Origin of the sequence: Thauera sp. SDU_THAU2 (assembly GCF_038260575.1) — a bacterium.
Classification (GTDB): Bacteria; Pseudomonadota; Gammaproteobacteria; order Burkholderiales; family Rhodocyclaceae; genus Thauera.
In genome coordinates this window covers 4312609-4328834 of the sequence record NZ_JBBWUN010000003.1, presented here as the reverse complement: position 1 = coordinate 4328834, position 16226 = coordinate 4312609, and the positions used below count along the sequence as shown (strand labels likewise).

Annotated in this window: 18 protein-coding genes and 1 pseudogene; 6 read left to right on the top strand and 13 right to left on the bottom strand. The window is 63.0% G+C overall.

Annotation, left to right across the window (positions count from 1 at the left end; translation table 11 throughout):
* Positions 1-35 precede the first annotated feature (35 nt).
* From sppA to thiS, 4 genes are read right to left on the bottom strand one after another with little or no spacing between them, the layout of a single operon-like run.
* Entirely contained in the window at positions 36-1871 is a 1836-nt protein-coding gene (gene sppA / locus AAFL97_RS21905) for a signal peptide peptidase SppA (RefSeq protein ID WP_341646734.1), read from the bottom strand.
* 13 nt (positions 1872-1884) lie between these two features.
* Complete coding sequence (gene trmB, locus AAFL97_RS21900) at positions 1885-2616, bottom strand: tRNA (guanosine(46)-N7)-methyltransferase TrmB (protein WP_445954548.1); 732 nt, start codon at positions 2614-2616, stop codon at positions 1885-1887.
* Positions 2617-2642: 26 nt separating this feature from the next.
* Complete coding sequence (locus AAFL97_RS21895) at positions 2643-3428, bottom strand: thiazole synthase (RefSeq protein WP_263461066.1); 786 nt, start codon at positions 3426-3428, stop codon at positions 2643-2645.
* 50 nt (positions 3429-3478) lie between these two features.
* On the bottom strand, positions 3479-3682 hold the full coding sequence (gene thiS, locus AAFL97_RS21890) for a sulfur carrier protein ThiS (protein ID WP_068635707.1): 204 nt from the start codon (positions 3680-3682) through the stop codon (positions 3479-3481).
* Between the two features lie 197 nt (positions 3683-3879).
* On the opposite strand from thiS, the gene metX reads away from it, so the two are divergent.
* Together metX and metW are read left to right on the top strand one after the other, a co-directional pair.
* Positions 3880-5007, top strand: coding sequence for a homoserine O-succinyltransferase MetX (metX, locus tag AAFL97_RS21885; RefSeq protein WP_341646732.1), 1128 nt, complete (start codon positions 3880-3882; stop codon positions 5005-5007).
* A 1-nt stretch (position 5008) separates the two neighbouring features.
* Complete coding sequence (gene metW / locus AAFL97_RS21880; RefSeq protein WP_263461064.1) at positions 5009-5599, top strand: methionine biosynthesis protein MetW; 591 nt, start codon at positions 5009-5011, stop codon at positions 5597-5599.
* A 209-nt stretch (positions 5600-5808) separates the two neighbouring features.
* On the opposite strand, the gene AAFL97_RS21875 is transcribed toward metW, so the two are convergent.
* Entirely contained in the window at positions 5809-6126 is a 318-nt protein-coding gene (locus AAFL97_RS21875; protein ID WP_263461063.1) for a hypothetical protein, read from the bottom strand.
* 192 nt (positions 6127-6318) lie between these two features.
* On the opposite strand from AAFL97_RS21875, the gene AAFL97_RS21870 reads away from it, so the two are divergent.
* The 4 genes from AAFL97_RS21870 (at position 6319) to AAFL97_RS21855 (ending at position 9747) form a co-directional block, all read left to right on the top strand.
* The gene (locus tag AAFL97_RS21870) at positions 6319-7848 is read left to right on the top strand and encodes an AmpG family muropeptide MFS transporter (RefSeq protein WP_341646731.1); all 1530 of its coding nucleotides are present in this window, start codon (positions 6319-6321) and stop codon (positions 7846-7848) included.
* Positions 7848-8594, top strand: coding sequence for an AzlC family ABC transporter permease (locus AAFL97_RS21865; RefSeq protein ID WP_341646730.1), 747 nt, complete (start codon positions 7848-7850; stop codon positions 8592-8594). The genes AAFL97_RS21870 and AAFL97_RS21865 overlap by 1 nt, the downstream gene beginning before the upstream one ends.
* On the top strand, positions 8591-8917 hold the full coding sequence (locus AAFL97_RS21860) for an AzlD domain-containing protein (protein ID WP_341646729.1): 327 nt from the start codon (positions 8591-8593) through the stop codon (positions 8915-8917). The genes AAFL97_RS21865 and AAFL97_RS21860 overlap by 4 nt, the downstream gene beginning before the upstream one ends.
* A 92-nt stretch (positions 8918-9009) precedes the next feature.
* A complete protein-coding gene (locus AAFL97_RS21855; protein ID WP_341646728.1) occupies positions 9010-9747 on the top strand; it encodes a uracil-DNA glycosylase family protein in 738 nt (245 codons plus the stop codon).
* Between the two features lie 16 nt (positions 9748-9763).
* On the opposite strand, the gene AAFL97_RS21850 is transcribed toward AAFL97_RS21855, so the two are convergent.
* From AAFL97_RS21850 to AAFL97_RS21820, 8 genes and pseudogenes are all read right to left on the bottom strand, one after another.
* Entirely contained in the window at positions 9764-10204 is a 441-nt protein-coding gene (locus AAFL97_RS21850; protein ID WP_341646727.1) for a hypothetical protein, read from the bottom strand.
* On the bottom strand, positions 10201-10956 hold the full coding sequence (locus tag AAFL97_RS21845) for an AAA family ATPase (RefSeq protein WP_341646726.1): 756 nt from the start codon (positions 10954-10956) through the stop codon (positions 10201-10203). Before AAFL97_RS21845 ends, AAFL97_RS21850 begins: the two co-directional genes overlap by 4 nt.
* Positions 10957-11246: 290 nt before the next feature.
* Positions 11247-11414, bottom strand: a complete 168-nt coding sequence (locus AAFL97_RS24810; protein ID WP_445954517.1) for a DIP1984 family protein — start codon at positions 11412-11414, stop codon at positions 11247-11249.
* Positions 11415-11554: 140 nt separating this feature from the next.
* A pseudogene (locus AAFL97_RS21840) lies at positions 11555-12647 on the bottom strand (IS5 family transposase).
* Between the two features lie 40 nt (positions 12648-12687).
* On the bottom strand, positions 12688-13035 hold the full coding sequence (locus AAFL97_RS21835) for a DIP1984 family protein (RefSeq protein WP_341646725.1): 348 nt from the start codon (positions 13033-13035) through the stop codon (positions 12688-12690).
* Positions 13036-13141: 106 nt separating this feature from the next.
* Positions 13142-13645 carry a DUF3916 domain-containing protein gene (locus AAFL97_RS21830; RefSeq protein WP_341646724.1) on the bottom strand — a complete coding sequence of 168 codons (504 nt, stop codon included), beginning with the start codon at positions 13643-13645 and terminating at the stop codon, positions 13142-13144.
* Between the two features lie 65 nt (positions 13646-13710).
* On the bottom strand, positions 13711-14025 hold the full coding sequence (locus AAFL97_RS21825) for a hypothetical protein (protein ID WP_341646723.1): 315 nt from the start codon (positions 14023-14025) through the stop codon (positions 13711-13713).
* Between the two features lie 343 nt (positions 14026-14368).
* Positions 14369-15991 carry a methyl-accepting chemotaxis protein gene (locus tag AAFL97_RS21820; protein ID WP_341646722.1) on the bottom strand — a complete coding sequence of 541 codons (1623 nt, stop codon included), beginning with the start codon at positions 15989-15991 and terminating at the stop codon, positions 14369-14371.
* Positions 15992-16226: the final 235 nt, after the last annotated feature.

Sequence of the window (16226 nt, the reverse complement as noted above, 5' to 3'; positions counted from 1 at the left end):
TTCACGCTCGGGATGGATGACACATGCGCGCGCCCTCAGGGCGCCTCGCACAGGCAATGCAGGTACTGGTGCTGCGGATCGTTCCATTGCAGCAGGGCGACCGCGGGCGCCTGCGCCTCGGCCAGCAGGCGAAGCAGCGGCGAAGGCGCGGCCTGGGGCAGTTCGATGCCGAACTGCCCGGCGAAGCCCGCCAGCCGGCGCAGCAGGCGTTCCTGCAGCGACTGGCCCGGTTCCGGCCACACCACGTCGTAGTTCTCCAGGCCGGCGTGCGCCGCGGCGGCGGCGACTGCCGCCTCCAGGCCGCCGGTCTGGTCCACCAGGCCCAGCTCGCTCGCCGCCGCACCGAGCCACACCCGGCCGCGGGCGACGGTCTCGACTTCGCCCTGCTTCATGTCCCGTGCCTTGGCGACGACGTCGATGAAGCGGCGATAGCCGTGCTCGATGCCGAGCTGCATCGCCTCGGCCGCGGCCGGGCTGAGCGGCCGGCGCGGATCGAGCGCACCGGCGAGCGGTGCGGTGGCGACGCCGTCGATGTTGATGCCGAGGCGCTGCAAGGGTTCGGAGAACTCCGGGAACATCGCGAAGATGCCGATCGAGCCGGTCAGGGTCGCCGGCGCCGCCCAGATCTCGTCGGCACCGGCGGCGATCCAGTAGCCGCCGGATGCCGCCACCGAACTCATCGAGGCGATGACCGGCTTGCCGGCCTTGCGCGTCAGTTCGAGTTCGCGGCGGATGACTTCGGACGCCCAGGCGCTGCCGCCCGGGCTGTCGATGCGCAGCACCAGGGCCTTGACCTGGTCATCGTTGCGGACGGCGCGGATCAGTTCGGCAAAGGTGTCGCCGCCGACCACGCCGGCCGGCTCGCGGCCATCGACGATCGCCCCCTGCGCCACCAGCACCGCCACCTGCTCGCCATGCTGCGGCTGCTTGCTTCGCGCCACGGCGAGGTAACGATCGATATCGACCATGCGCGGATCACTGTTGTGCGACTTCGTGCCGACACGCTCGATCAGGCGTGCGCGCCATTCGTCGCGCGTGCTGAAGCGGTCGACCAGGCCGGCGTTGCGTGCCGCCAGCGCGCCGTCGCCGCCGGCTGCCGCCAGCGCATCGCGATAGTCGTTCACATGGGCGTCGATCGCTTCCGGCGCCAGCTTGCGCGCCGCGGCGACGTCGTCGCGCAGCATCGCCCACACGCCGTCGAGCAGGTCGCGCGAAGCGGCGCGATCCTCGTCCGACATGTCGTTGCGGGTGAAGGGCTCGGAGAAGGACTTGTATTCGCCGACGCGGAAGACGTGCATCTTCACGCCCAGCTTGTCGAGCGCATCCTTGAAATAGGCGCCGTAGCGCGACAGGCCGTGCAGCAGCACGAAGCCGTCGGGCGACAGGTGCACTTCGTCGGCGGCCGTCGCCAGGTAGTACTGCCCCTGGGTGAAGCGCTCGCCGCGCGCCAGCACCGGCTTGCCCGAGGCCTTGAAGTCGAGGATGGCGTCGCGCAGTTCGCCCAGCTTGGAGAAGCCGCCGGCCATCAACTGGTCGGTTTCGATCACCAGCGCGCTGATGCGTCCGTCGTCCTTGGCCAGGCGGACCGCTTCGAGCAGGTCGGCGAGCACGTTCTGCCCGGTGGGCGTACCGCCGGAGCCGAGGAGGTCCAAGGGCCCGTCGAACACCGCCTGCTCGACGATGGCGCCGCCCGGACGCAGCAGCAGCGCGGAGCCGGCCGGGATCTCGGGCTCGGGGCGGAAGAAGAAAGCCACGATCATGCCGACGCCGAACACCAGCATGGCGTAGAACAGCCCGCGCACGACGAAGTCCAGCGTGCGCACGAACAGCCGCAGCGTGGCGAAGATGAAACGGAACAGGCCCCGGATCACAGGACGCCCCTCCTCAGTCGGCGCGGCGGCGGAACACCAGGTCCCAGACGCCGTGGCCCAGCTTCAGGCCGCGGTTCTCGAACTTGGTCAGCGGCCGGTAGTCGGGCCGCGGCGCGAAGCCGTCGGCAGTATTGTGCAGCAGGGGCTCGGCGGAAATCACCTCGAGCATCCAGTGCGCGTAGTCTTCCCAGTCGGTGGCGCAATGCAGGTAGCCGCCCGGCGCCAGCTTTTGCGCGATCAGGGCGACGAAATCCGGCTGGATGATGCGGCGCTTGAAGTGGCGTTTCTTGCGCCAGGGGTCGGGGAAAAACACATGCACGCCGGCCAGCGCGCCGTCGGCGATCATGTCGCGCATCACCTCGACGGCGTCGTGCTGCATGATGCGCAGGTTGGCGAGATTGCCTTCGGCGATCAGCTTGCACAGCGCGCCGACACCCGGCGTATGCACTTCGATGCCGAGAAAGTCGTGGCCGGGCATCGCCGCGGCGATCTTCGCCGTGGTCTCGCCCATGCCGAAGCCGATCTCGAGGATCTTCGGTGCCTGGCGGCCGAAGGCGGCATCCAGGTCGAGCGGCGCCATGCGGTAGTCGATGCCGATCTTCGGCAGCATCTCGTCCAGGTAGCGCTGCTGCGCTTCGGACATGCGGCCCTGGCGCAGCACGAAACTGCGGATGCTGCGGCTGGAGAAGCGGTGCTCGGGACTGTCGCGGCCGATGATCTCGACACCGGCCACGGCTTGCTGCATGTCGTGCTGCACTTCGCCTGCCTCGCTCATGAACCGATCAGCCCCTGGGTCGGCGAGCTGGGATCGGCCGAGTAGAACTTGCGCGGCATCCGTCCGGCCAGGAAGGCCTCGCGGCCGGCCTCGACCGCCTTCTTCATCGCGCTCGCCATCAGCACCGGCTGGCCGGCGCCGGCGATGGCGGTATTCATCAGCACGCCGTCGCAGCCCAGCTCCATCGCGATCGCGGCATCCGACGCGGTGCCGACGCCGGCATCGACCAGCACCGGCACCTTGGCGTTGTCGATGATCAGGCGCAGGTTCCACGGGTTCAGGATGCCCATGCCGGAACCGATCAGCGAGGCCAGCGGCATCACCGCGGCGCAGCCGATGTCTTCCAGCATGCGGGCCTGGATCGGGTCGTCGGCACAGTAGACCATGACGTCGAAGCCGTCCTTGACCAGGATCTCGGCCGCCTTCAGCGTCTCCGGCATGTTGGGGAACAGGTTGCTCGGGTCGCCCAGCACTTCGAGCTTGACCAGCGCGTGGCCGTCGAGCAGCTCGCGCGCCAGGCGCAGCGTGCGCACCGCGTCGTCGGCGGTATAGCAGCCGGCGGTATTGGGCAGGATGGTGAAGCGGTCCGGCGGCAGCACGTCGAGCAGATTGGGTTCGTCCGGGTTCTGGCCGATGTTGGTGCGGCGGATGGCGACGGTGACGATCTGTGCGCCGCTGGCGTCGATGGCCTCGCGGGTCTCGGTGAAATCCTTGTACTTGCCGGTGCCGACCAGCAGGCGCGAACCGTAGGACTTGCCGGCGATGACCAGGGGGTCGTTCATGGTGTGAAAGCCTGTGTTGTTCTCGATGATGGGGTTGAGCTGCGTCGGGCTCAGCCGCCGCCGACGGCGACGACGATCTCGACCCGGTCGCCCTCGGCGAGCTGCACTTCGGCGTGGCGCGCCTTGGGCACGATGTCGCCGTTGCGCTCGACCGCCAGGCGCTTGCCGACGAGGCCGCGCGCTTCGAGCAGGCCGAGGACGGTGAGACCGGGCGCCAGCGCTTGGGGCTGGCCATTGACGATGACCTGGATCATGACGGTACCGATTGGTGATGCGGAGGAAAATCTTATCATGCCGCGAGGTTTGACTTTTCCCGCGGCGGGCGCTAAGTTCGCCGGACCTAGCGCCGATTTGATCAACAGCTTGCGGGCGCTCAACAAATACGGCTAAAGCGAGGGCACCCAGTCCGCTGCTTCAGCCGACTGGGTTTTTCGTTTTTAACGGCACGAACATGATCCAAGCTCAATCCGTCGGGGTCGTCGCACCGCAGCGGGCGGACTTCGCCGAGCCGCTCAAGCTGCGCAGCGGCGGGCAGCTCGACAACTACCATCTGGTCTACGAGACCTACGGCACGCTCAACGCCGAGCGCAGCAACGCGGTGCTGGTCTGCCACGCGTTGTCGGGCTCGCACCACCTCGCCGGCCACTATGCGGACGATCCGCACAACGTCGGCTGGTGGGACAACCTGATCGGCCCGGGCAAGCCGCTGGACACGCGCAAGTTCTTCGTCATCGGGGTGAACAACCTCGGCGGCTGCTACGGCTCGTCCGGCCCCAACCAGACCAATCCGGCCACCGGCAAGCTGTGGGGCGCCGACTTCCCCTTCGTCACCGTCGAGGACTGGGTCGAATCGCAGGCGCGGCTGGCCGACCGGCTCGGCATAGCACGCTTCGCCGCGGTCGTCGGCGGCAGCCTGGGCGGCATGCAGGCGCTGTCGTGGTCGCTGCAGTTCCCCGAACGCGTCGGCCACGTCGCCGTGATCGCCGCCGCGCCCAAGCTCACCGCGCAGAACATCGCCTTCAACGAAGTCGCGCGCCAGGCCATCCTGACCGACCCCGAGTTCCACGGCGGCCACTACTACGAGCACGGCGTGGTGCCGGCGCGCGGCCTCAAGCTGGCGCGCATGGTGGGCCACATCACCTACCTGTCCGACGATTCGATGGCGGAGAAATTCGGCCGCAGCCTGCGCCACGGCCGCAACACCTACAGCTACGACGTCGAGTTCGAGATCGAGTCCTACCTGCGCTACCAGGGCGACAAGTTCGCCGGCTACTTCGACGCCAACACCTACCTGCTGACGACCAAGGCGCTGGACTACTTCGACCCCGCCTTCGACTACGGCGGCAGCCTGCCGGCCGCGCTGGCGCGCGCCAGCGCCGACTTCCTGGTGATCTCCTTCACCACCGACTGGCGCTTCTCGCCCGAACGCTCGCGCGAAATCGTCTATGCGCTGCTGCACAACAAGCGCAACGTCAGCTACGCGGACATCGACTGCCCCGCCGGCCACGACTCATTCCTGCTCGACGAAGCGCGCTACCACGCGCTGCTGTCGGCCTGGTTCGACCGCATCGAGGTATGACATGACCGCCTATCGTTACGACCATGAAGTGATCGCGCAATGGATCGAGCCCGGCGAAAAAGTGCTCGACCTCGGCTGCGGCGACGGCACCCTGCTCCGGCATCTGGTGGAAGTGCGCCAGGTCCAGGGCTACGGCGTCGAGAACGACCCCGACAAGCTGCAGGCGAGCGTCAGGAACGGCATCAACGTGATCCAGATGGACCTGGAGAAAGGCCTCGTCGGCCTGGAGGACGGCTTCTTCGACCACGTCATCATGAGCCTGTCGCTGCAGGCCATGCACAACACCCAGGGCATCCTGCACGAGATGCTGCGCGTCGGCCGCGAGGCGGTGGTGAGCTTCCCGAACTTCGGCTACTGGCGGCACCGCCAGAGCATCCTCAACGGCCGCATGCCGGTGTCCGAGAGCCTGCCGCACCAGTGGTTCAACACCCCCAACGTGCGCTTCTTCACCATCGCCGACTTCGACGTGCTGTGCGAGATGAACGGCATCGCGGTACGCGAACGACTGGCTTTCGACGAAGGCAAGCTGGTGCTGGAAGAGCCGAACTTCCTCGCCAGCGTGGCGGTGTATCGGCTGGGCCGGGCCGCCTAGGCCGGGCCGGCCGATCAGCCCGGTTCCTGCATAGGCCGTTTGAATCGGCAGGGTGGGTAGAGCCGAAGGCGAAACCCGCCACTTCAAAAAAGGCCCGCGGTGCGCCTGTGGCCCGGCATGATGGGTTCGCTACGCCCTACCCGCCCCATCCGGACCGTTGACCGCCCTGCCGCCACCGTTCATCGACTGGCGGCCCCGGGCAGCAGGGATCAACCGACGGTGAAACCCGCCACGTCGACGCGGATCGCCGGGCGATCGAGCGCAGCCGCCGTCACCAGCGCGAACTTCTTCGCCCACTCGGTGGCCTGCTCGAAGCGGCTCTCGCCGCCGTACTTGGCGACGTTGAGGACCATGTCCAGCACCAGCACCTTGCCCATCGGGTTGGACGGGGTGCATTCGAGCTCCTCAAATTCCTGCGCCAGCCAGCTGCGCGCCTGTTCCTTGGTCGTGCCCGCCACTGCGGATTCATGCAGCGCAAATTCGTACTCGCGGTTGCCGCCGAATACCACGGTCACTGTGTACGACATGAAGGACTCCCTCCTCGAAGCTGGAAATTCTGCAGCCGAACTCGGCTGAATGGCGGCATTGTTGAGGCATCCGCCCGCGGACGCAAGCAACGTATCGAATTGTGTGACTCCCCATACCGCTCCGTATCTGCCGGCGAGGCCTTGCCGATCTGCGATAATGCGCCGTCCCGCCACGCTGCCCGCCCACGCCTCTTGCCCGCCTCTCATCCCCTCGCTCTCGCCCGCAGCTGGCGCCTGTCCGCCATCCTGGTGCTCGGATTCGCCTCCGGCCTGCCGCTGGCGCTGACCGGCCAGGCGATGCAGGCCTGGCTGACGGTCGACGGCGTCGATCTCGCCACCATCGGCTTCTTCGGCCTGGTCGGCGTGCCCTACACCTTCAAGTTCCTGTGGGCACCGCTGATGGACCGCTTCGAGCCGCCCTGGCTCGGCCGCCGCCGCGGCTGGCTGGCGCTGACCCAGTTCGCGCTCGCCGCCCTGCTGTGGTGGATGGCGAGCCTGTCGCCGACCACCACCCCCGGCCTGTTCGCCGCCGCCGCGGTGCTGGTCGCCTTCCTGTCGGCCTCGCAGGACGTGGTCGTCGACGCCTACCGCACCGACCTGCTGCCCGAGGACGAACGCGGCCTGGGCGCCTCGGTGCACGTCTTCGCCTATCGCCTGGCGATGATCCTGTCCGGCGGCATCGCGCTGATCTGGGCCGGGCAGTGGGCCTCGTGGCCGCGGGTGTACCAGACCATGTCGCTGCTGATGCTGGGCTGCGGCATCGTCTCGCTGCTGGCGCTGCCGCGGGTATCGGCGGCGCTGAAGCCGCTCGATTCCGATCCCAAACGCGAACTGATCGGCTTCGCCGCGATGCTGTGCGGCGTCGCCGCCGGCTACTGGATCGCCCGCCAGGCGCTGATCCTGCTCGGGCTCGACCCCGACGACGCAAACCGCTGGATCCAGCTGCTGTTCGTCCTCGCGGAGATCGCGCTGGCGCTGCCGCTGGCCTGGTGGGCGGCACGCCGTGCCGGCTTCGAAACCCTGAACCGCTCGCTGTCGAGCTACTTCGCCCAGCAGGGCGCGGCCGCCTTCCTGGCCCTGATCATCCTGTACAAGCTCGGCGACGCCTTCGCCGGCAGCCTGACCACGCCCTTCCTGATCAAGGGCATGGGCTTCTCGCAGGAAGAAGTCGGCATCGCCAACAAGGTCATCGGCATCTGGCTGACCATCCTCGGCGCCTTCATCGGCGGCCTGATCATGACGCGGCTGGCGCTGTACCGCTCGCTGCTGCTGTTCGGCGTGCTGCAGCTGGTGTCGAACTTCGGCTTCTACCTGCTGGCGCAGCTCGGCAAGGACGCCTGGGGCGCGGTGATGGTGCCGGCCTTCGACTGGGGCATCGTCTCGCTGGACGCCCCCGCCGCGCTCGACCTGCTGCTGCTGGCGGTGATCGCCGGCGAGAACATCAGCGGCGGCATGGGCACGGTGGCCTTCGTCGCGCTGCTGATGGGCCTGTGCAACCAGCATTTCAGCGCCACCCACTACGCCATGCTGTCGGCCTTCGCCGCGGTCGGCCGCATCTACGTCAGCCCACTGTCGGGCGTGCTGTCGCAAAGCATCGGCTGGCCGGCCTTCTTCATCTTCTCGATCGTCGTCGCCGTGCCCGGCGTGGTCATGGTGTGGTGGCTGCGCGACGCGCTCCAGCGCCTGGGGCGACCGAAAGTCGATCCGGCGATGGACGACTGATGGCAGGAAAGGCAACAAGCGCGGGCGGCGAATTCCTCGCCGGCTGCCGCGACGAAGCGCCGCTGCTGCTGGGCGTCGTCCCCTTCGGCATGATCTACGGCATCGCCGCACTCGCCGCCGGCGTACCGGCCTGGATCGCACAACTGGCCTCGGCCGTGGTCTTCGCCGGCGCGGCCCAGCTCGTCATCGTGCAGATGCTGACGGCCGGCGCCGGTGCGCTGCCGATCACGCTGACATCCGGCCTGCTCAACCTGCGCCACGTGCTGTACAGCGCGTCGATGGCCGAATACGTCCGCCACCTGCCCCGTCGCTGGCGCCTGCTGCTGGCCTATTTGCTGACCGACGAAGCCTACGCCGTGGCCGTGCTACGCTACCAGCGCCGCGCAGCCGACACCGCCCGGGCCGGCGACGGCCCAGACCTGCGCCACTGGTATTTCCTCGGCGCCGGCTTCACGCTGTGGGCCGGCTGGCAGCTCTCCACCGCTGCCGGGCTGCTGTTCGGCGCCACCATCCCCGCCGAGTGGGAGCTGGACTTCGCCGTGCCGCTGACCTTCATCGCCCTGCTCACCCTGCTGCTGCGCGAACGCGCCGGCCGCGCCGCGGCCCTGGTCGCCGGCCTGGGGGCGCTGGCCTTCGCCGGCCTGCCCTACAAGCTCGGCCTGGTCGCGGCGATCCTGCTCGGCCTGCTCGCCGGCGTATGGACGGTGCACCGCCTCGAACGCGTGGAACGGAGATCCGCAGTATGAGCACACCCGCGCTGCTCGCCCTGCTGGTCGTCGTCGGCATCCTGACCTTCCTGTACCGCTACGCGATGATCGGCTTCTTCGCCAAACACGCGTTGCCGGGCTGGCTGCATGCGCTGTGCCGTCACATCGCCCCGGCCAGCTTCGCTGCGCTGACCGCCAGCGCACTGTTCGTGCAGGGCGGCGACGTACACTTCGCCTTCGACACGCCCCGCCCCTGGGCCGCGCTGGCCGCCGTCATCGTCGCCTGGCGCACACGCAACGTGCTGGCGACCATCGCCGCCGGCATGGCGACGCTGTATCTGCTGAAGTTCCTGATCTTCTGAATCGGCCACCGCTCCCATCGCCGGCCCATGGCACGCAGCGATGGGCAGTCCGCTAAACTCCGCCCTTCTGCCGGCCTCCCGTTCCGATCTCCATGACTGCAAGCACCCACACCACCCCCATCCTCATCGACGCCGCCCGCAAACTGTCGACCGAAGTCGACGCGATGCGCTTCTCCGCGCCCGTCACCCACGTCTACAACCCGCTCGACTACGCCTGGGAAGTGCACCGCCGCTACCTGGAGCGCTACGGCGAAGGAAGAAAGCGCGTGGTCTTCGTCGGCATGAACCCCGGCCCCTTCGGCATGGCTCAGATCGGCGTGCCCTTCGGCGAAATCGCCAGCGCCCGCGACTGGCTGAAACTGGAAGGCCCGGTCGGCCAGCCGCGCGAAACCAACCCCAAGCGCCCGGTCGAAGGCTTCGCCTGCACCCGCTCCGAAGTCAGCGGCCAACGCCTGTGGGGCCTGTTCCGCGAACGCTTCGGCACGCCCGAAGCCTTCTTCGCCGAACACTTCGTCGCCAACTACTGCCCGCTGATGTTCTTCGAAGGCGGCCGCAATCTCACGCCGGACAAACTGCTTGCAGCCGAGCAGCGCCCGCTGCTGGCTGTCTGCGACGTCCATCTGCGCACGCTGGTCGATGCCTTGCAGCCGGAATGGGTGATCGGGATTGGCAACTGGGCCGAGAAGCGTGCCACGGAAGCGCTCAGCGACACGGCCGGTATTAAGTTTGGTCGTGTGCTGCATCCAAGTCCCGCCAGCCCGGCGGCGAATCGTGGCTGGGCTGAGGCGGCGACGAAACAGTTGGCGGAATTAGGGGTCTGGCCAGTGTAAGTATCCAATTGGAGATTTACGCCAGTTGCTTGCCAAGGCGAAGATGGGCTGGTGACAACCGTTTGACATTGTCAAACGCGTCTTTGTAGGCCAAAACCTCCCATTGCCATGCCTCTTGAATCCGGTACTGAGAGTCATAGAGCACCCAGATCAAGTGGTTCCAGTCGTAGTTTTTAGCTTTAGGAACCCAAGTAACGACACTGCCACGCTTGCCACTGGGACGATTGCCTTTGACTTGGTAGCGTGCGCCATTGAAGTCGAAATCGTAACCTTTTTGAACGGCCGTTCTCCCTTGCATGGCGTAGGAGTATGCACCTGTAGGGCAGCCGATTAGACATGCAGCGTCATATTCCGAGAGGACTGTGGTGATCTGAGGTGCGTTGCCATAGGCTCGCTCCCAAGCCAACGCCACGCTCACCAACTGCTCGCGCAAGTTGATGGAAATGTTGGACGTCATTGTTTGCTCTCAAGTAGCATTCTTATCATGCGCTCAGGATTCGTAATGAACGCTTGCATAGTCTTGAAATGCTCAGTCTCCTTGTACTCGACTCTGGACACTCCATCTCTCGTGAACTGATAGATGCAAGAATCAGGGTACGCCATCAGTATTGGAGAATGAGTTGCAATGATGAACTGCGATTCAGAGCAGGCAAGATCATGTATTCTCGCTAACGCCGCCAATTGACGCTGCGGCGATAGCGCCGCTTCTGGCTCATCTAGCAGATACACACCGTTTTCACCGAACCGGTTCATGAGCAACGCAAAGAAGGATTCTCCGTGTGATTGTTCATGAAGCGACTTGCCGCCGTAGTAGCTGATGACGGGCGGCCCAAAACTCGGTTCAGCGTCAAGGTTCTCAATCTCTGTTGCAACATTGAAGAAACTCTCCGCCCGGAGGAAGAATCCATCTCTTGGACGCCTCACCCCCTTGGCTACACGCAAATACTCGTTCAACACAGAGTGAGACGCCCGGGTTCTGAACCGAAAGTTCTTTGTCCCACCTTCCGGATTAAACCCCATGGACACGGCGATAGCCTCCAGCAGAGTTGATTTCCCAGATCCGTTCTCACCTACAAAGAATGTTATTTTGGGGTGCAGATCAATTCGCTCCAGAGATCTGACTGCGGCGAGACTAAACGGGTATTCCTCAAAGGACTCGACCTTCTCACGCTGCAGCTCCACTCGAATGATGTACTGACTGGAGATCATGACACCCCATGGCTGTAGTAGTCGGAACGGGCCGGCAGATGAGTGGCCTCAACTTGCTTTCTTTTTTATTACCATCCCTTGGAATAAGAATCCCCTAACCCACCCTCACTTCAGCAATAATCAGCACGTGGTAGTTACGTTACTATTTACACATTACACTTGTGACGATACACAGGCATTAAATGTGGCAAGGGAGTCGAACCCTAGGGACGGCCTTTCATCCCACCATGAATCCAACTTAACCCAGTTGGCGGGTTGTGCTCACCTTATTACCGAAGCTACCTAATCCCTTATTCCACAAGATTGTTTAACCAGTTGGCCTGCTGTATTTCACCATCCAGTTCGCGGCATGACTTTCCAATTTTATCCGCTTTCTTTTGAATGTCGGCCACATCCACAGAACTAACAAATTTTATTTCGCTTTTCGAATACCTGTCTTGCTTAGCAGGCTGATGCAAAAGAGCTGAACACCGGACTAACCCAGGGGTTCAAATTGATCTTCACAGGGACTTCGTCGAGAGAATGGGGCTTTCAATGCGACCCACATTGCCGGCATGGACGTTCCGAGACCGATCAGCCCCTGGTTCGTTTGCCCGACTCACGCCGTTCCTCCCGCATTTCCCAATTTCGCGATTCTCAACAAGTTGTAGGCTGCGCCAGAAATGAAGGCCGCCATTTGCGTCTTCGCCTGCCCGATGAATCGCGTCTTGCGCAACCCACCGACCGTCTTGAGCCAGCCGAAGATTTCCTCCACCCGCTTTCGCTTGCGTTGGCTGATCCGATAGCCCTCGGTTCGCGTCGTGCGCCCATCGAGTCCAGGCGTGCAGCGATGGTCGATTCGAGCAATGTGCGGCCGGATACGATGCGCGCGCAGGTGCGCCACGAAATCCTTGATGTGGTAACCCTTGTCGGCCGCCAGACTCTTGGGGTGGATACGCCGTCGGCGGGCGCGGGTGAGCATCGTGCGTGCAGCACGGTGCTCGGCCTGCGTCGATTCCGTGATCAGGATGTCGACACACAGGCCATGACGGTTCTCCATGAGCACATGCCCGCCGTAGCTGAGCCTGGCAGGCTGGCCGTTACCCTTTCGCATGAGCCGTGCGTCAGGATCAGTGCTGCTCTGGTGTGTGGCGTTCGAACGCTTCTCACCTTTGAAATTGACCATCCCCGTGCCATCACCACCGTCTTTCGGCGGCTCGCCGTCCTTGCGCTTGAAACTCTTGAACGAGGCCCAGGCTTCGATGAGCGTGCCGTCGACAAGTGAGGTGATCCGAGGACAGCAAATGTTGCCGGCGCGCCAGGCTCACCACCTCGTCAAAGAAGCGGCGGGCGATATCAGTCGCCACCAGGCGTTCGCGCAGGCGGCTGAAATTCGACTGGTCCAGGCCTGCGCTCTCCAGGTCCATGTCGAGGAACCAGCGAAAGAGGATGTTGTAGTTCAGTTGTTCGCAGAACTGCCGGTCAGACCGGATCGAGTACAGCGCGATCAGCAATTGCCCCTTGAGCAGGCGCTCAGGCGGAATCGACGGGCGGCCGGTACTCGAGTACAGCGCATCCAGGTCCGCCGAAATGGCACTCAGCGCCCGATCGGCCAATTGCTTCACCCTTCGCAGGGGATGATCGGCCGGTACGCGCGATTCCGGCGAGAAATAATGGAACATCGAGGACTGGGGATCGAGTGGGCCGCGCATCGCTGTCAGGACAAGGGATTGAGGAACGGATTTATGACTATCAACTCGCAGGATCGTTCACTAGGTTATGCATCAACCTGTTAGGCGTTGCCTCTGTTGCCAAAGATTTATAAAGAGAGTGCTGCAACTTAAGAGCATCTCTTTTAGCCAGAGCATCTATCATTGGCTCTCCACAACTCAATATTATTGTTTGGTTAGTCTTGTTGATCGCAACGACTAATTTTATAAACTCTTTGGTAACTTTTTCATACTCTTTGAGCAATTCGCTGGGATCTTCGGCGGGCTTATCACCTTCTTGGTGCTTTGCATTTCTAATAATCCGCTCTCGCAAATCTTGAATTTTTCTACTTAATTCCGCTCTTTCAGTTAATGCTTCCGCTAACTTCATAAACTCCTCTTAAGTAGAGCGATCAATTATTATAAATATAACACTCATAGTGGATGAAACGAGGAAAGAACGGGGAGCAGACCTCTATTTGCAGGGCTGGGGCCAATTAGATCGGCTCTCCAATGCACCACCACTCTATGGGAACAATATCATCCGGCTGAGTTACATTGTGACCATGCTCCAGAAAGCCGGACGGCAAGGATAATGCGAGCTTCTCGGAGATAAGCCTTGGAGCTAGGCTGTTGGCGTTCCCGAGAAAGCTCAGATAATAGTCTTTATCGTAGAAAACCGTCACTTCGCTTTGGTGCAACCACGGCCATGTAATGAGGCAGGCCACTCGGCAGTACTCGCCCGAAGCTTCGCGTGATGCCACTGCAAGAGCGCTGGCTGCATTCAGTAGCTGGGCAATGCATCGCGATTGAATTTCAAGGCTGGTTTGGCGCCCCTGAACAAGGGCCTGATGAACGGGTATTTTCCAATTGAAGTAGCGCTCCATTTCGTGAGATCTAGGCCGGATATATCCTTCGAAACTTAATGCCCATTTCTCCAATGTGCGGATACGGCGCGGAATTCCACGTAATTTTTTGTTGGTAAGCGCGATTCGTCTCATGTTACACCCAACAGCTGCAGTAGTCGTGAGCCGGCCTATAGTAACAAGGGAACCCCGGAGACATGCTATCCCTCCAGCAAGGTCCGGTAGATGCCGACCATCTTCTCCCACCGCGCCAGGCTGAGAATGCTGCGCATGTTCTCCGCGCAGGCGTCCGACCTGCGCACCATCGCCAGGCATTTTTCCGCGGCCTCCTGGTAGCGCCCCTGCAGAACCTGCGCGAGTTGGCTCGCGTAGAACGCTTCGGTGATTTCCGCCTCGATGCTGAGCGTGTCGCTATACAGACCCGACCACGTGCCCATGTTCTCAACCCGCCAGTCCTGCGGCTCCTGCTCCGGCATCAGTTCGAGTTCCTCGGCATACATGACTGCCAGCAGCATATATTCAGGAAAGGAACTGTCGGGTGCAGTGCCTTGGCCTCCACGCTGCCCAAACTTACCATCGGGGCTTCGGAAGGCGGTAGCTGCATGGCTTGCATATTCGTGACCTGAGCCTGTACAAGGCCGCCGAACAGGATTGCATACACCCAAGCCAATGCGGGCAGCGCCTTTCGTACTCTTTCATTAATTCTCCTGTGGCGACCACGCCGCCGGGAGCGATGCGTATAGTACGGCACCGGCGGCCAAGATAAGCAGACCTCCCCACCACCTCAGCGCGGCGCATAGCTCGGCGCCACGTCATACTCAATCGCGATCTCACATCTGAACCTGAGTCCGTGAAAACTCACCGGATAAAGCGGAAATAGCCAATCAACTCGCGCAGGCGACCGGTCGCCTGCTGGATCTGATTGCTGCGCACGGCCACTTCCTGAATGGTGTTCGAGGTTTGGCCGATGCCGCTGACGATGTCTTCCATGCGTTGAGCGATTTCGCCGCCCGCTGAAGCCTGCTGGCGGGTGCCGGTGGCAATGTTGCCCGCCAGCAGATGAATCCGCTCGCCCTGATCGACCACCGCATGCAGTCCGTTGCGGGCAGTTTCGGCAGTGGCATTGACGGTTTCCACCTGGGTTCCGGCGACGGCCATGGTGGCGTGCACACTCTGGGTGCGACCCTGAATGTGCTGGATGCTGGCGGTGATTTCACCCGTCTGCTTGCTCGAATTTTCGGCCAGCTTGCGCACTTCGTCGGCAACCACGGCAAAACCGCGCCCGGATTCACCAGCCCGTGCCGCCTCGATGGCGGCGTTCAGCGCCAGCAGATTGGTCTGGTCGGCAATGTCGCGGATGACCTGGCTGACTCGCTCGATGGCCGAAATCGACTGGAACAGCTCGTCCATGGTATGCCCGGCATCCTGCACCGTGACGACCACGTGCTCCGATGCCTGCTGGCTTTGCCGCATGCGCTGCGTCGCCTCTTCGAGCAGGTTGCGCGACAGCTGCACTGCCTGGGACGCCTGCTGCGCGTCCTCTGCAATCCGGTCCACCGATGCCACCATCTCCTCGACCGAGGCGGCAATGCTGTTGGCGGCCTCCGACTGCACCGCCGCTGCCCGCCGGGTGGCGTCGATTTCCCTGCTGAGGTAATGGATGTGGCTGTCGACCGACGTACTCTGCTCGGCAATTTCCGCCATCATCGCCCGCAGGTGGGTCTGCATGGTGATCAGGGCATCGTTCAGCTTGCCCAGTTCATCCACCCGGTGCAGCGGAATTTCGTCGGTCAGATCACCTTGGGCGATATTCTGCAAGCGGCTGGTGATGCGGCTGAAAGTCACCATCATGCCGCGTTGGAAAGTGAGCAGACCGAGCGCGGCAGCGATGCCGGCCACGCCGAACAGCATGACGAACTGCCCGGTCACGTCTGCCGTGAGGCCCAGGCCGGGCCCCAAAACCTGCATACCGATGCCAAGAAGCTGGGCGAGGATCATGACGATGACCAACGCAGCGAATTTGGCCTGCAACGGGATGCGCGCCCAGAGCGTTGTTTTCGGAATGCTGGCGCTGCCGTCGGCAAGTTTCCGGTAGAGCGCTTCGGCATCCGCAATCTGCTTCCGGCTCGGCTTGGTGCGCACCGACATGTAGCCGACTTTCCTGCCGTCCTTGAGTACCGGTACGATCAAGGCATCGACCCAGTAGAAATCGCCGTTCTTGCTGCGGTTCTTGACCATGCCGCGCCACGGGCGGTCGGTCTTGATCGTGTCCCAGGCCCAGGCAAAGGCCGCAGGCAACATGTCCGGGTGGCGAACGATGTTGTGGCTCTTGCCTATCAATTCCTCGCGTGAAAAACCGCTGATTTCGACGAACGTGTCGTCGGCGTAGGTGATGATGCCTTTGAGATCGGTACGTGAAACGATGTACTTTCCGTCGGGAAATTCCCGTTCCACGTTCGTGACAGGTTTGTTGATCTTCATGTCAGGACGGCAATCGAATGAATTCTGATGAGGCTTCGGTATGGAAGAGATCGACGCCGGAAAGCTGCCGCCTGAAGCCATCGAACACATTCGCTGCCAGGCGTTCGTACTTCGCGAGCACGGCCACATGACCATGTGGCCGAATCTCTTCTGGAAACCCCTGTATTACCGCCCTGCGCTTGACTCCGGTTGTTGCTGCACCAGAAGCAGCCAGTGTTGCACTCTATGATTTTTA